The organism is Nocardia sp. FBN12, from assembly GCF_054031145.1.
In genome coordinates, this window is record NZ_CM132926.1 from 437,420 (window position 1) to 452,965 (window position 15,546).

The following is a 15,546-nucleotide window of genomic DNA, read 5'->3' on the forward strand; positions in this document are numbered from 1 at the left end:
CACACCGACCAAGGACTAGAGAACTCACGTGGCACGGGATTACTACGGACTGCTCGGCGTCGGCAAGAACGCCACCGACCAGGAGCTCAAGCGCGCTTACCGCAAACTGGCCCGCGAACTGCACCCCGATGTGAACCCGGACGAGGGCGCACAGGCCCGCTTCAAGGAAGTCTCCACCGCCTACGAGGTGCTGACCGACCCCGAGAAGCGCCGGATCGTCGACCTCGGCGGTGACCCGCTCGAAAACGGCGGCGGCGGAGCAGGATTCAACGGCGCGGGCTTCGGCGGCCTCGGCGACGTCTTCGAGGCCTTCTTCGGCGGGATGAGCGGCCAGGGCGGTGGCCAGCGCAAACCGCGCGGTCGCGTGCAGCCCGGCGCCGACTCGCTGATCCGCACCCGGCTGAGCCTGGCCGAATGCGCGGTCGGTGTCACCAAGCACCTGACGGTCGACACCGCGATCCTGTGCGATGTCTGCGTGGGCTCGGGCACCAACGGCAACTCCAAGCCGGTCCGCTGTGAGACCTGCGACGGCGCGGGCGAGGTGCAGTCGGTGCAGCGCTCGTTCCTCGGCCAGGTGCTCACCTCGCGTCCCTGCCCCACCTGCCGTGGCGCGGGCGAGACCATCCCCGACCCCTGCAACAAGTGCGGCGGCGACGGCCGGGTCCGCGCTCGTCGCGAGATCGCCGCGCCCATCCCGGCTGGTGTCGCCAGCGGCATGCGGGTTCGGCTGGCCGCTCAAGGCGAGGTCGGCCCCGGTGGCGGCCACGCCGGTGACCTCTACGTCGAGGTCGTCGAGCAGCCCCACGACACCTTCGTGCGCGACGGTGACGACCTGCACTGCACCGTGCGGGTGCCGATGGTCGACGCGATCCTCGGGACCACCGTGGTGGTCGACACCATCCTCGACGGCCCCACCGAACTCACCATCGCGGCGGGCACCCAGCCCGGCGAGGTCATCCAGCTGCGTGCGCACGGCATGCCGCGGCTGCGTTCGGGTGCGCGCGGTGATCTGCTCGCCCACCTCGACATCGTCGTCCCGAGCAAGCTCGACGGCAGGCAGACCGATCTGCTGCGCAAGTTCAAGGGCATGCGTGACAAGGATCGCGCCGAGGTGATGTCGACGCAGTCCGAGCACAACAGCGGCCTGTTCGCCCGGCTGCGCGCGTCGTTCAGCGGACGCTGACAAACGTGGCCGCGACGGTCTTCTACCTCGACGAGGTGCCCGAGCCGGGTGCCGTCGCGGTGCTCGACGGTCCGGAGGGTCGCCATGCCGCGACCGTGCGCCGGATCAAGGTCGGCGAGCCGATCACCCTGTCCGACGGACACGGTGTGCTCGCCGACTCAGAAGTCGTCTCGGCCCAGAAGGATCGCCTGGAGCTGGCGGTCCGCGACCGGCGCACGGCCACACCGCCCACCCCGCAGGTGACCGTGGTGCAGGCCTTGCCGAAGTCGGATCGCTCCGAGCTGGCCGTCGAACTGATGACCGAGGCGGGCGCCGACCTGATCGTCCCGTGGCAGGCATCGCGCTGCGTCGCGAACTGGGAAGCCAAGGCCGCCAAGGGGATCGAGAAGTGGCGTGCGGCGGCCAAATCCGCGGCCCGCCAATCCCGGCGCGCCTACATCCCCGAAATCGCCGGCCTGCACCGCACCCGCGACCTGGTGGAGCTGGTGCGAAAAGCCAAGGCGGACGGCGCGATCGTCGCTGCCCTGCATGAATCCGGCGCGGGCAGATTCACCGAACTGCCGCTGGCCGAGGCGAGCGAAGTGGTTCTGATCGTCGGCCCCGAAGGTGGCCTCGACGACGCCGAGCTGGCCGCGCTGGCGGCGGCCGGAGCCGACGTCGTGCTCCTCGGCCCGACCGTCCTGCGGACCTCCACCGCGGCCGCCGTCGCGCTCGGCGCGCTGGGGGCGTTGACCGCACGCTGGTGAGCAGGAGTGGACCGGCCGGGAACGGGTATCCCGATGAGGTCGCGCAGCGCATACCACGGGCGCATTTTTAACCACTGTGCGGTGTCAGTGCTCGGCGGTAAACTGATCTCATCGAACACCAGGTCGAAACCGGAAGCAGGCTGTAGCCACTTTTGAAGAACTCAGGCGAGATCGGCAACCCCACCAACCCCGTATCCAACATCGGCGCAGGCGGTAACAGTGCTGGTCCCGCGGCGCGAACCGTGCGTTCCAGCATCGAGCTCGCCCCCGAGTCGGTGTTCGGCTTCCTCGGCTCGGCCGACCAGAACCTGCGTCAGCTGGAGAAACTGCTCCCGGCCGACATCCACGTTCGCGGCAACACCGTCACCATCACCGGTAAAGCGGGCGATGTGGCGCTGGCCGAGCGGGTGATCGAGCAACTCGTCGCGATGACCGGCCGCAACCGGGTGCTCACCCCGGAGACGGTGCGCCACACCATCTCCATGCTCACCGACGAGGGCGTGTCCGAATCGCCCGCCGAGGTGCTGAGCCTGGACATCCTGTCGCGCCGTGGCAAGACCATCCGCCCCAAGACGCTGAACCAGAAGCGCTATGTCGACGCGATCGACGCCAACACCATCGTGTTCGGTATCGGACCCGCAGGCACCGGAAAGACCTACCTGGCCATGGCCAAGGCGGTGCAGGCGCTGCAGTCCAAGCAGGTCACCCGCATCATCCTGACCAGGCCCGCGGTCGAGGCAGGCGAGCGCCTCGGTTTCCTGCCCGGCACGCTCAACGACAAGATCGACCCGTACCTGCGCCCGCTCTACGACGCCCTGCACGACATGATGGACCCCGAGGCCATCCCCAAGCTGATGGCCTCGGGTGTGATCGAGGTCGCGCCGCTGGCGTACATGCGTGGTCGCAGCCTCAACGATTCGTTCATCATTCTCGACGAGGCGCAGAACACCACGGCCGAGCAGATGAAGATGTTCCTCACCCGCCTCGGCTTCGGCTCGCGGATGGTGGTCACCGGTGACATCTCGCAGGTCGACCTGCCCAACGGGCAGCGCTCGGGTCTGCGGGCAGCCGCGGAGATCCTCACCGATATCGACGATATCCACTTCTCGGAGCTCACCAGCGCCGACGTGGTCCGCCACCGGCTGGTCTCCGACATCGTCGACGCCTACGACCGCTTCGAATCCGAGACCCGTGCGCTCCCCGGCCCGCACTACCCGGGCAATCGCGCCCAGCGCCGAGCAGCCGGTCGTACCGACCGTCGGTAACCGTCACTGTGCCCTTGGCGGGCGGGGCCGGTGATCGGGGCGGGACACGATCAAGCTGGCCCGATGCCGCTCCCGGCGGCGTCGGGCCAGCACCGTACCCTGAACAGGTGAGCATCGAGATCGCCAACGAATCGGGTATGGACATTCCCGAAGAAGACCTGGTCAGCGTCGCACGTTTCGTGATCGCCCGGATGGACGTCCATCCGGCGGCCGAACTGTCGATGGTGCTCGTCGATCTCGACACCATGGCCGACCTGCACGTGCGCTGGATGGATCTGCCCGGTCCCACCGACGTGATGTCGTTCCCGATGGACGAGCTCGAGCCCGGCGGTCGTCCCGACAGCCCGGAGCCAGGCCCGTCCATGCTCGGTGACATCGTCCTGTGCCCGGAGTTCGCGATGGGTCAGGCGCAGAAGGCCGAACACTCGCTCGACCACGAGCTAGCCCTGCTCACCGTCCACGGCGTGCTCCACCTGCTCGGCTACGACCATGCCGAGCCGGAGGAGGAGAAGGAGATGTTCGCGCTGCAGGGCCAGCTGCTCGAGGAGTGGTACGTGAGCCTGAGCGAGGAACAGCGCCGTGCCGAGCTGGCCGAGCGCGACGACCGACTACTCGGCAAGGCAGGTTTCACCGCACCCGGTGAAGGCCCCGCGTGACAGCTCTGACCCTGATCCCGCTGGCGATCGTGTTGATCGGTATCGGCGGGGTGTTCGCGGGCGTGGACTCCGCACTGAACACGGTGTCGCGGGCCAGGCTCGACGACATGGTCCGCGAGGAGCGCTCGGGCGCCGCCCGACTGCGCAAGATCGTCGACGACCGCCCGCGCTATGTGAATCTCGTTGTCCTGCTGCGCATTCTGTGCGAGATCACCGCGACGGTGCTGCTGGCGGCCGCCACCCTCGACCTGTGGAACGAGAGCACGGCGCTGCTGGTCACCGCGGCGCTGATGGTCGTTGTCTCCTACGTCGTGATCGGCGTCGGCCCGCGCACACTCGGCCGCCAGCACGCCTACTCGATCGCGCTCGCCGCCGCCGTACCGCTGCAGATCATCGGCGCGGTGCTCAGCCCGGTCAGCCGCCTGCTGATTCTGCTCGGCAACGCGATCACCCCCGGTAAGGGATTTCGCAACGGACCCTTCGCTTCCGAGATCGAGCTGCGCGAGGTGGTCGACATGGCCCGCGAGCGCGGCGTGGTGGCCGACGACGAACGCCGGATGATCCAGTCGGTGTTCGAACTCGGCGATACCGCGGCGCGCGCGGTGATGGTGCCGCGCACCGAGATGGTGTGGATCGAAGACGACAAGACCGCCGCCCAGGCGATGTCACTTGCGGTGCGCTCCGGTCATTCGAGGATCCCGGTGATCGGCGAGAACGTCGACGACGTGCTCGGCGTGGTCTATCTGAAAGACCTTGTGCCCTATGCCGATCGCGCCCGCAAGGTGTCGGTGCGCGAGGTGATGCGGCCCGCGATCTTCATTCCCGATTCCAAGCCGCTCGACGCACTCCTCGACGAAATGCAGCGCCGCCGCAATCACATGGCGCTGCTGGTCGACGAATACGGCGGCATCGCGGGACTGGTGACCATCGAGGACGTGCTCGAGGAGATCGTCGGCGAGATCAACGACGAGTACGACACCGACGAAACCCCGCCCGTGGAAGACCTCGGTGACGGCCGCTATCGCGTCTCGTCGCGGCTGTCGGTGGAAGACCTGGGGGAGCTCTACGGCCTCGACATCGAGGACGACGACGTCGACACGGTGGGCGGGCTGCTCGCGCACGAGCTGGGCCGCGTCCCGCTGCCCGGCTCCAAGGTGACCGTCTTCGGGCTGGTGCTGCGTGGCGAGGGTGGCGCCGACGCGCGTGGGCGCATGCGGGTCAACACCGTGCTGGTACGCCGGGCCGCCGACAAGGACAAAGACAAAGCGGAGAAGAAGACCGACAAGCCCCGTAAGGGCACGACTGACGAGGCAACCGCCGACACCGACCAGGTGCGCGTGCCCGACGACAACGGAGAACACCATGAGTGAACTGAACGCCGAGGACAACAAACTGCTGGTACTGGCGCGTGGCGCGCTGGGCCGCACCGGTGGCGCGAGCGGCGCCGCGGTGCGCGACACCGACGGCCGCACCTACGCCGCGGGCGAGGTCGCGCTGACCGCGTTGCGCCTGACCGCGTTGCAGGCCGCTGTGGCCGCCGCGATCTCGAGCGGCGCCGAGGGTTTCGAAGCCGCGGTCGTCGTCGGCGGTGCTGCCGAGGACGCGGGCGTCGACGCGCTGCGCGAGGTATCGCCCGCGGCCTCGGTCATCCGTACCGACCGCGGCGGCGCCGTGCTGAGCGAGGTGCACGGTGGCTGACTCCGGCAAGGAATTCCGTTCCGGCTTCGTCTGTTTCGTCGGCCGCCCCAACACCGGCAAGTCGACGCTCACCAACGCGCTGGTCGGCACCAAGATCGCGATCACCTCCTCGCGCCCGCAGACCACCCGCCACACCATCCGCGGCATCGTGCACCGCGAGGACGCCCAGCTGATCCTGGTCGACACCCCCGGTCTGCACCGCCCGCGCACCCTGCTCGGCCAGCGCCTCAACGACCTGGTCCGCGACACCTACTCCGAGGTCGACCTCATCGCGCTGTGCATCCCGGCCGACGAGAAGATCGGCCCCGGTGACCGCTGGATCGTCGAGCAGATCAGGATGATGGCGCCCAAGACCAAGATCCTCGGCGTGGTCACCAAGATCGACAAGGTGGGCCGCGACGAGATCGCCCACCAGTTGATGGCACTGTCGAAGCTGCTCGGGCCCGAGTCCGAGGTCATTCCGGTGTCGGCCGTGAAGGGCGAACAGGTCGAGGTGCTCGTCGACCTGATCGCGTCGCAGTTGCCCGAGGGCCCGGCGTTCTATCCCGACGGCGAGATCACCGACGAGCCGGAGGAAACCCTCATGGCCGAGCTGATCCGCGAGGCGGCCCTCGAAGGCGTGCGCGACGAACTTCCGCACTCGCTGGCCGTGGTCATCGAAGACATCGAGCCCTACGAGGCGAACGAGGACATGCTCGAAGTGCATGCCCTGCTCTACGTGGAGCGGCCCAGCCAGAAGGCGATCATCATCGGCAAGAACGGCGCCCGCCTCAAGGACGTGGGCACGAATGCCCGCAAACAGATCGAGCACATTCTCGGCACCCGCATCTACCTGAACCTGCACGTGAAGGTAGCCAAGGATTGGCAGCGCGACCCGAAACAGCTGGGGAAGCTGGGCTTTTGACCGTTTGAGTGTCGGCGGTTCGGGGTATCGTTCGGCGAACACGCCGGTTCGTTCGGTGTGCTTCGCTGATCGTCCGGGGAGGCCGAAGAAGTGCCCGATGCCAATGATGTCGGCAAGCTGCTTGAGTTGCTGCGGGCGCTCGAGATCCCCGACGCCCGCCCGCGCGTGCTGCGCACACTGGTGCACGGGCGGCGCGCGTTGCCTCGCCCGATCGTCGAGGTGGTCGGCGTGGCCGGACACACCGCGCTGGTCGGCGAAATCTACAGCTGGCTCAGTGAATCCGGCGGCAGGCGGGCGACGCCGCGCGTCAAGCTCGACCTGCACACGCCCGACCTGCCGCCCATGCTGCTCACCCCTGACCTCAACGCCATCGATGCGGGCCCGCACGCCAGAGATCAGGAGATCCCCGGCCACTGCCTCCCGATCGTGCAGCACCTCGTGGCGGGTTTCGCCGTCGACGATACCGCGATGGGCGCGATCAAGTTCCCGCGCTACCGCACCGCCGATTGGCTCACCCGGCAGCGGGTGACGTCCGACGAATCCGAGGCGCCCGACGAACTGCGCCGCAGGCTGCCCAAACTGCTACGCAGCGGTTCGTCGACCGACCGCTCCGATGCCACCGAAGGTGTTGCGGGCGGCATGATTTCGAGCCTGGTCTTCGCTGTGCTGGCACTGTGGCCGGTGCTGCGGTTGTGGCTGTGGGTGTCCGGGCGCATTCCCGGCATGTCGAAGGTGACGCGGTGGTTCCTGCACCAGCGCTATCTGGCGCCCGAATTGTCCGGCAGTTTCCTGGGTTTCGCGTCCCGTCTCGCCTTGCCGCACCGAATCGACGAGAACGAGGAGCAGGTCGCCAAGCTCCTTGTGCACGCGTTTCTCGAGGACCTGCGTGATGCTTACAAGCGCCGGATCTGGCGCCCGTCGAGCTGGCGGCGCACCGCGTACCCGGTGGCTTTGTTCGGTGGTCTCACCGAGGGCAGCGACGGCGCGCGCATTCTCACCTGGATCAACGAAATCCGCAACGAGACCGGCCTTTTCGATCCACTGGTGGTCGTCGCACTGCGCGATGAAGGACCGAGCCGCGAGGTCGGCGAGCTCTCGCACATCAGTGATCTGCGCCCACTGCGCACCCTGGAGAGTCTCGCCGACGCGCCGACCCCGCAACCGCCGGATCCGCTGCAGGAGTGGGTGCGTGAGATCGACAACCGGCGCACCCATCGTCAGGCCGACGCCTGGTTCCTGCCGTTGCGCGCGATCCTGCCGCCCGACACCATGCCCCGAGTCAGCGATGCCCGATTCCGCGGACTGGCCTTGCCGCCCGCGCCGCCGATGGCGGCGCGCAGCTGGTTCGTCGGGCTGTGCGTGCTGATCCCGATCGTGCTCGCCGTGGCCGCGACGCTGGTGTACTTTCCGCCGCTGCGTGGTGCCGAGTGTTCGCACTGGCCGTGGACCGGTGGGGTCTCGGTGAGCCTGCGCGACGGTGAATGCGTCGGCTACAGCGACAACCCCCGCCAGACCTTCGCCGACGACCCCGAGTTGTCGGCGATGCAGCGAGAAGTGTTCCGGCTCAACGCCGATGCGGCCGACGCGCGCGAGAACAACCAGAACCGGCCGTTGGTCTCCCTGGTGTACTTCGCGGGCCTGAGCTACGTCGACACCAATGTGCGCTACCCGCACGCCCAGGTCGAGGAACTGGCCGGGCTGGCGGTGCAGCAGCGTCGCGCCTTGCTGGCCTCCGACGAATCGGAACCGCTGTTGCGCATCATCATCGCCAATGGTGGTTCCGATATGCGCCATGCCGGCTGGGTGGTCGACAATCCGCTGCGTGAACTCGTGGCACGTGACCCCAGCGTGCTCGGCGTCGTCGGAATCGATCGCAGCAACGACGAAACCCGCAGGGCCATCACTCGTCTCGGCGAGCTCGGCGTGCCAGCGGTGGCGACGACGCTGTCCGCCGATGGCCTCGAACAGGCATCGCCGCTGTATTTCCAAGCGGCACCGAGCAATACCGTGCAGGCTCGCCTCGTCGCCGAGTACGCGCAGGGCGCCCGCGATCTCGATGGTGCTCCCCGCTACGACAAGGTGGCGATCTATCACCCCGAGGGTGACAGTGATCTGTACGTGACCACGCTCGTCGAGGATGTGCGGAAGGAACTCACCACACGCGGTGTGGCGCAGGAGAGTATGAGCTGGCGCGAACAGCAGCAGCTCTACCGTTTTCCCGCGCCGTGCGAGACCGCCGGGTTCGACCGCCGCACGCTGCTGTTCTTCGCGGGTCGCAACGATGACTTCCCGACCTTCGCCAAGGCGGTGAGCCGCGGCTGCGTGAGTGGCGCCGGTCCGGCGATCCTCGGCAACGACGCGGTGACCCGGCTGATCACCGATCCGAAGGCCACCGCCGCGCTCCCGGCCAACCTCACCGTGCGCTACGTGTCCAAGGCCTCGCCGGTGATGCTCGGCGGCGCCGATTGCGTCAGTGGCATCGGCAAACTCGGCGACCAGCCGGTCCCGTTCGAACACGAACAGCTGTGCTCGGAGCTGGCAGACCTGATCGAGGACCTGCGCGGCTACCCCGACCTCACCGACTACCGGCCCACCTGGGCAGGCGACCGTACCGGTCTGGCCTTCGACGTGAGCGGGCTGTTCCTCCAAGCGGTGCGCAACAGTCGCGGCGTCCTGGCCGACCCGAACCGCACCGCCATCGCAGTCCAGCTGCGCGAGTCCGACTATCGCGGCGTCACCGGGACTCTCGGCTTCTCGACCAGTCGCGTCGCCGATAGTTCGTCCATCGCGGTCCTGGTCACCACCGCGGTCGGCGCCGCGGGCCCCCAACGTTGCCTGCTGATGTTCCCCCGGCAAACCGGCCGGGACGGCTGTCCGCCCGGCACGAAGAGCGACCTCGAAGGATGGGTTGAACCAGGTCGGTAGCGCTCGGGCATCGCAATTCAGCTACCGCGCGGCCTGATTCATCCTGTTATAGTCCGCTCGGGCGTCGATCGGACCCGGTGGTTTCCGGTCGGCTTTCCGGGCGGGGACCGCAGTTCGGGTCGCCGGCCCGGTTACCTGCCGGAAGGGTCCCGGCAGACTTGTGAAACGTGGGAGTCCGGGCGGGTGAGTATTTCCGACGGTGCGGAGTTCGCCGGTTATCTGATCGAGCGACGCCTCGGCGCCGGTGGCATGGGCACGGTGTACCTGGCCCGCCATCCACGGCTGCCCCGGCACGACGCGCTCAAGGTCCTCGCCGACGACCACGCCGCCGACGCCGAGTTCCGCGCCAGGTTCCTGCGCGAAGCCGAACTCGCCGCCGCGCTGGCACATCCGAACCTCGTCGCCGTGCGTGACCGCGGAGAAACCGACGGCCGACTCTGGATCGCCACGCAGTACGTCGCCGGTTCCGATGCCGCCGAACTCATCCGTCGCCAACCCGCGGGGCTCGACCTGGCACGTGCTGTGCACATCGTCGTCGAAGCCGCTCGCGGGCTCGATGAGGTGCACCGCGCGGGGCTGCTGCATCGTGATGTGAAACCGGCGAACATTCTTGTCGCCGAGCAGCCGGGGCATCAGGATCGTGTGTTGGTCACCGACTTCGGCATTGCCCGTCAGGCCGAGGACACCGCGACGCTGGCCTCGGGTGGTGGGCTCACCGCCACCCTGTCCTATGTGGCTCCCGAACAACTCGGCGGTGACCGGGTGGATCGCCGCGCCGATGTGTACTCCCTGGGCTGCACGTTGTTCCAATTGCTCACCGGCACAGTCCCGTTCCCGCGTCAGACGGCGGCGGCGGTGATGTATGCCCACCTGCACGAGGTGCCACCCCAGCCGTCGACGCTGCGACCGGGCCTGCCGGTGGCCTTCGATGCCGTCATCGCCAAGGCCTTGGCGAAGGACCCCGCGCAGCGTTTCGCCTCGTGCGGTGAACTGGCAGCGGCGTCGCGCGATGCGCTGGCCGGGCAAGACGGCACGCCGGTCGACCCAAACCAGCCCGGCGCGGCCGGTTCGTTGTCCTCGGCGGGCGCCCCGGAGCCCCGGCCCGCGGGCGACGCCGGCCGTCCGAACTATCCTGTCCAGCAACTGCTGGACGCCGATCCGTTCGCCGCTGTGTTGTTGCCGCGCCGCACCCCGTTCGCGAAGTTGATCCGCCGCCGAGGCGTGCGGCTGGCAGCCGCGGCGGTGCTGGTCGTCGCCATCGTGACGGCGGCCGCGCTCGGCGCCACCAGATCCGGCGACACCGCTTCGGGCGCGCAGGTGACCACCTCACCGCCACCACTGCCGCCCGCCACCGCGTGGGGCGCGTACAACTTCATCGCCGACGCGTTCGCCGACCTGTTGCCCCGCAACCCGTACGGCATCGGCTATCAGGAGATGACCGCCTGCTACATGGTCGACGAGCGAATCGAACACATTCCCACCGACAAGATCGCCGGCCCGCGGGCGCGCATGCACTGCGTCGGAAATCGTGACCCCGTCCTGTCGCTGAACATCATCTGCAATACCGATCGCTCGCTGATGCTGATCCCGCCGAGCTCCGACCAGGTCGAGGGCAGCGAGCAGTGGCAGCGCGCCTCGGGGACCGGAAACCTGCACTGGGGCAACAATATCGGGCAGGACAAGGTGGTCACCGGATTCCTGTACGTCTATTTCGACGGTCCCGCCCGATCGTTCTGCCGGATCGATGTCACCGGTGGCACCGACGGTGCGGACCTGCGTGAGAAGTGGTGGACCCATGCGCCGCTGTGATGCCCGCAAGGTGGGTGGCGTGATCATCGCGACCCTGGCTGTTGTCGTCGCCGGTTGTACGGTGCCCGGCACCGCCGAACCGGTTCAGGTCGACCTCGCACAACTGGATTACGGCGAATACCAGCATATTCCGTTGTCCGTGCCACCCGGCACCGAGTACACGGGTCGCATCATCGAGTCGATGCGGCTCGCCGAGATCATGGTCAATCCGGCTCGCGCCGATCCCGCGCTCGCGCTGCCGACCAAGGAGAAGCCGATCGCGCCGTTGCCGACCCCCGCCAAGGTCTCGGGCGTGTTGTCGGAGCAGGCCCGCGCGGTGCTCACCGAGCACGGCATGCTGTCGGGAGTTGTTGTCTCCGGCGCTGATTCGGCCGCGGCGAGGAAGCTGATGCTGGTGGCCTTGCGCATGCCGGACCAGGCGGCCGCCACCGCCGCCGCCGCGGCGATCGATGCCACCGACGCCGCGGTGAGCACCGAGAATGTCGCCATCGGTATTCCGAATTATCCTGCCGCCCACGCGCATTGGCGGCCCACCGTGGCGAGCATGGCGGCCACCATCGCCCGCGGTACCTTCGTGCTGAGCGTGCTGGCCGAACACACCACCCCCGACCCAGTGGCGCTGACCACGCTGATCAGCAAGGCATTCGAGGCGCAGCTCCCCGGACTCGACCACGCTGTGCTCACCCCGCCGGAGCAGTTCGCGAGCCTGCCGATCGATCCCGAGAACATGCTGAGCCGGATGGTGCCGGAGAAGCCGGGGCGATGGTCGATGCCCGCCGTCGTCCTGATCGACCCCGACATGATCGCGGGCGCCAAGGCGATGGTGCACGTCAGCGGGGTGGTGTACGGGCCACACGCGGGATTTCTCTTCGGTTCGCGTCAGCGGGGTTCGACCGACGTGTTGGCGATGATCGGCTTCGACGGGTTGCAGCGATTCCCCGACGCGACCGAGGCGCGCCGAGCGCTCCAGCGCACCGACCCGATGTACGACGCGATGCGAGCCGTGTCCGGTCCGGCGGGTCTCACCGACGTCCGCTGTGGCGAGCAGGGTGACAACCCAGCGGTGCGGTATGTCTGCCGCGTGCCGTACGGGCGCTACGTCGCCACGGTCTTCTCCGCAGAGGAACAGCAGATCAGGCAGAAGGCCGCCGCCCAATACAGCCTGCTGGTGCGTGCCGAATGACCGCCGGGCTGCGGCCGGGCTCCGTGTTCGCCGGATACGTGATCGACCGGGTGCTCGGCAGTGGCGGCATGGGCACCGTCTACGCTGCGCGCCATCCGCGCCTGCCACGTCTGGACGCGCTCAAGGTCTTGGGCGAGATCCACAGTGGCTCACCGGAATTCCGTGCCAGGTTCATTCGCGAAGCCGAACTCGCGGCCCGCATCGACCACCCGAACGTGGTGGCGGTCCACGATCGTGGCATGGCCGACGGTGCGTTGTGGATCGCGATGCAGTACATCGCGGGCACCGACGCGGCCGCGGTGTTGCGCGCGGGCGTGCCGGATCCGCGCCACACGCTCCACATCGTCACCGGTGCCGCCGCGGGCCTCGACGCGGCCCACCGCGCCGGACTGCTGCACCGCGACGTGAAGCCCGCCAACCTGATGCTGGAAACGCGGCCGGGGGAACCGGATCGGGTCCTGGTCGCCGATTTCGGCATCGCCAAATCCGGCACCGACGGCACCGCGCTCACCGAAGCCGGCGCCTTCCTGGCCACGCTCGCCTACGCGGCGCCCGAGCTCATCCGGCTCGACGCCGTCGATCATCGCGCCGATCTGTACTCGCTGGGATGCACGCTGTTCGAGCTGCTCACCGGCCGCAAACCCTTTCCCCGCGAGACCGCGGCCGCGGTGCTCAACGCCCATCTCACCGAACCGCCACCACGGCCGACGGACCTGAACCCACGCCTGCCACCGGCGATCGACGCGGTGATCGCCAGGGCGCTGGCCAAGAACCCCGACGATCGATACTCGAGCTGCGGTGCGCTCGCCGCCGCCGCGGCGGCAGCGTTCGGGATGCCTGCCCCGCCCACGATGCGGGTCGGTCAGGCCGGGCTCACCGGCGTGCGGGCGGCTCCGTCGATTCCGGATGCGCGGCCCGGGCTCGCCGGTGTGCGGGCGACGCCGCCGCCACCGGATGCGCGGCCCGGCAGGCTGATCGGTGCTGTCGCGGCGCCGATCGAACCTGTCAACGGCCGGGGCGCGTCACCTCGTCCGCGCCGTCGGCGGTATCTGGTTGTCGGGTCGGTGGTCGCGCTCTTGGTCGCAGCGGTCGCGGGCGTCGCCGTGCTGACCCGCGGTGGGTCCACCCCCGAGGCGCCCATCGCGTCCTCGACGCCGACCACGACCACTGCCGAATCAGCCTGGAAATCCTACGAATACATCGTCCGAGCGTTTCCCGACCTGCTCCCGCGTACCCCGTTCGCCAGCGGATTCCAAGGCGCGCGCTGTGCGGCTGTCGATACCGAATATCAACCAGTTCCGCTCGACCGACACGACAACGTCGGCAGGCTCAGCTGCAATGGTGACAGCAATCCGGTGCGGCGAGTCACGGTGTCGTGCAACGGTAGTCGCTCGCCGAGCACTGTCGAGCCGTTCGTGGACGCGATCTCGACCAGGGAAGAGAACTGGGAACGGCCCTCGGGGCGCGGCCGGATCATCGTCCACGATCTGGTCGGCCGCACGCCCGGCACCGTGATGGGCGGGCTCAACATCCAATTCGACGATCCGGCCAGGAACTTCTGCCTGATCTTCGTCCTCGGCGGCACCAGCGGCGCGGAACTCTACGACGGCTGGTGGCTGAAAACGCCGCTGTGACTCACCACCAGCGCGCGGGCCGGTGGCTGTCCCAGCGCAGCACTGATTCCAGCTGGGCCGCAACGGAAATCAGCAGGGGTTCGCTGTCGGCGGGGCCCATCAGTTGCGCGCCGATCGGCAGCCCGGAATCGGTGAACCCCGCCGGCACGTTCACGCTCGGCCACCCGAGAACGTTCCACGGCCAGGTGTAGGGGCACGCGCCGGTGATCAGGTTGTTGGTCGCGCCGACACCGATGCCATCGATTTCCTCCACCCGAGGGGGAGGGGTTGCCGTGGTCGGCGCCAGCACGAGGTCGTAGTCGTCGAAGAACGAACCGATTCGTTTGTGCAGCAACGGTTCCGCGAGCCGCGCCGCGGTGAGAGCGGGTCCGCTGAGAACGCGGCCGATGCGCGAATTGGCCGTGGTCCGTGGGTCGACGACGGCACCCGGCATATCCCGGTGCACCCGGCTGACTCCCGCGAGCGACCTCGGCAGGAACGAGGCGCCGATCATCAACCCGTAGTGCAGGCCTGTCACCGTGACGGTATGGCCGAGCGTGCGCAGCGTGGCGGCCAGCGCGTGCGCACTCGCCGCGATCTGCGGATCGAGCGTGGTCTTGGTCGCGGTGTACGGAATGTTCAGGGAGAGCGCGATTCTGAGCTTGCCGGGATCGCGCCCGACCGCCGCGCTCGCCTCGATCGGCGCGGGTTTGTGCCGGTCGCCGTCGTGCGGCCCGGCGGCGATGTCGAGCAGTAGTGCCGCGTCGCGCACGGTGCGCGCGAGCGGCCCGTTGACGGTGAGCCCGTTGAACGCCTCCGCCAGCGGCCAGGTGGAGATGCGCCCACGCTGTGGCTTGATCCCGACCAGGTTCGTCCACGACGCCGGAATACGCACAGATCCCGCGCCGTCGGAACCCAGTGCGGCAGGGACCAATCCGGCCGCGACCGCCGCCGCGGACCCACCCGACGACCCACCCGGCGTGCGTGCGCGATCCCAAGGGTTGCGGGTGTGCCCGAACGCGTCACCGCTGGTGAACGGCAACTGTCCCAGCTCGCAGGTATTGGCCTTGCCGACGATCACCGCACCCGCCGCGCGCAACCGGCGCACCGATTCGGCGTCGGCGGTCTTCGGCGTGAACTCCCCACCGCAGCCGAATGCGGTGATCTCACCACTGATGTCGGTGTCGTCCTTCACCGCGATCGGCACGCCCAACAGCGGCAGCCGCACCCCCGCGGCCACCCGCGCATCGGCCTCGGCCGCTTCCCGCAGCGCGGCCGCGCGACGCACGACCCGAAACGCGTTGAGCGTCGGCTGGGACGCCTCGATCCGATCGAGCGCGTCGGTGACGGCCGCGACCGAGGACACGGCGCCCTCGGCGATGGCCGTTGACAGTTCGGTGAGGCCGAGATCGGCCGGGGAATTCGGCGCGACGTGGTCGGGCGCGGACATGTGAGCTCCGTCTCTCCAGGTAGTTGGCTCGACCGTAACGCGAACCTGGTCACTCGTCCACATCCCCTAGGGTGGGTATAGACATACATACCGAATGTATGTAACAGTGGACTG

General features: G+C 68.5%; 12 protein-coding genes. 11 read left to right on the forward strand and 1 reads right to left on the reverse strand.

All coding sequences use genetic code 11. The annotated features are described in order from the left end of the window. Positions 1–28: 28 nt before the first annotated feature. From dnaJ to ACWZHB_RS02380, 11 genes are all read left to right on the forward strand, one after another. A complete protein-coding gene (gene dnaJ / locus ACWZHB_RS02330) occupies positions 29–1,183 on the forward strand; it encodes a molecular chaperone DnaJ (RefSeq protein WP_101463914.1) in 1,155 nt (384 codons plus the stop codon). 5 nt (positions 1,184–1,188) lie between these two features. Beyond that, the gene (locus ACWZHB_RS02335) at positions 1,189–1,929 is read left to right on the forward strand and encodes a 16S rRNA (uracil(1498)-N(3))-methyltransferase (RefSeq protein WP_427906287.1); all 741 of its coding nucleotides are present in this window, start codon (positions 1,189–1,191) and stop codon (positions 1,927–1,929) included. A 200-nt stretch (positions 1,930–2,129) separates the two neighbouring features. Continuing rightward, on the forward strand, positions 2,130–3,194 hold the full coding sequence (locus tag ACWZHB_RS02340; RefSeq protein ID WP_427909055.1) for a PhoH family protein: 1,065 nt from the start codon (positions 2,130–2,132) through the stop codon (positions 3,192–3,194). 107 nt (positions 3,195–3,301) lie between these two features. Then, positions 3,302–3,850: an rRNA maturation RNase YbeY gene (gene ybeY / locus ACWZHB_RS02345; RefSeq protein ID WP_410875054.1), complete on the forward strand. Its 549-nt coding sequence runs from the start codon at positions 3,302–3,304 to the stop codon at positions 3,848–3,850. Then, complete coding sequence (locus tag ACWZHB_RS02350; RefSeq protein WP_427906288.1) at positions 3,847–5,220, forward strand: hemolysin family protein; 1,374 nt, start codon at positions 3,847–3,849, stop codon at positions 5,218–5,220. Before ybeY ends, ACWZHB_RS02350 begins: the two co-directional genes overlap by 4 nt. Further along, entirely contained in the window at positions 5,213–5,548 is a 336-nt protein-coding gene (locus tag ACWZHB_RS02355; protein WP_427906289.1) for a cytidine deaminase, read from the forward strand. Before ACWZHB_RS02350 ends, ACWZHB_RS02355 begins: the two co-directional genes overlap by 8 nt. Beyond that, positions 5,541–6,452 (forward strand): GTPase Era, encoded by a 912-nt coding sequence (era, locus tag ACWZHB_RS02360; protein WP_427906290.1) that lies wholly within the window; start codon positions 5,541–5,543, stop codon positions 6,450–6,452. The genes ACWZHB_RS02355 and era overlap by 8 nt, the downstream gene beginning before the upstream one ends. A 90-nt stretch (positions 6,453–6,542) precedes the next feature. Continuing rightward, the gene (locus ACWZHB_RS02365) at positions 6,543–9,377 is read left to right on the forward strand and encodes a type 1 periplasmic-binding domain-containing protein (protein ID WP_427906291.1); all 2,835 of its coding nucleotides are present in this window, start codon (positions 6,543–6,545) and stop codon (positions 9,375–9,377) included. Between the two features lie 183 nt (positions 9,378–9,560). Further along, the gene (locus tag ACWZHB_RS02370; protein ID WP_427906292.1) at positions 9,561–11,186 is read left to right on the forward strand and encodes a serine/threonine-protein kinase; all 1,626 of its coding nucleotides are present in this window, start codon (positions 9,561–9,563) and stop codon (positions 11,184–11,186) included. A gap of 19 nt (positions 11,187–11,205) precedes the next feature. Then, positions 11,206–12,369: a DUF7373 family lipoprotein gene (locus ACWZHB_RS02375; protein WP_427906293.1), complete on the forward strand. Its 1,164-nt coding sequence runs from the start codon at positions 11,206–11,208 to the stop codon at positions 12,367–12,369. Next, entirely contained in the window at positions 12,366–14,003 is a 1,638-nt protein-coding gene (locus ACWZHB_RS02380) for a serine/threonine-protein kinase (protein ID WP_427906294.1), read from the forward strand. The genes ACWZHB_RS02375 and ACWZHB_RS02380 overlap by 4 nt, the downstream gene beginning before the upstream one ends. A 1-nt stretch (position 14,004) precedes the next feature. Here ACWZHB_RS02380 and ACWZHB_RS02385 read toward each other — a convergent pair whose 3' ends face one another. Further along, positions 14,005–15,432 (reverse strand): amidase, encoded by a 1,428-nt coding sequence (locus ACWZHB_RS02385; protein WP_427906295.1) that lies wholly within the window; start codon positions 15,430–15,432, stop codon positions 14,005–14,007. Between the last annotated feature and the right edge of the window lie 114 nt (positions 15,433–15,546).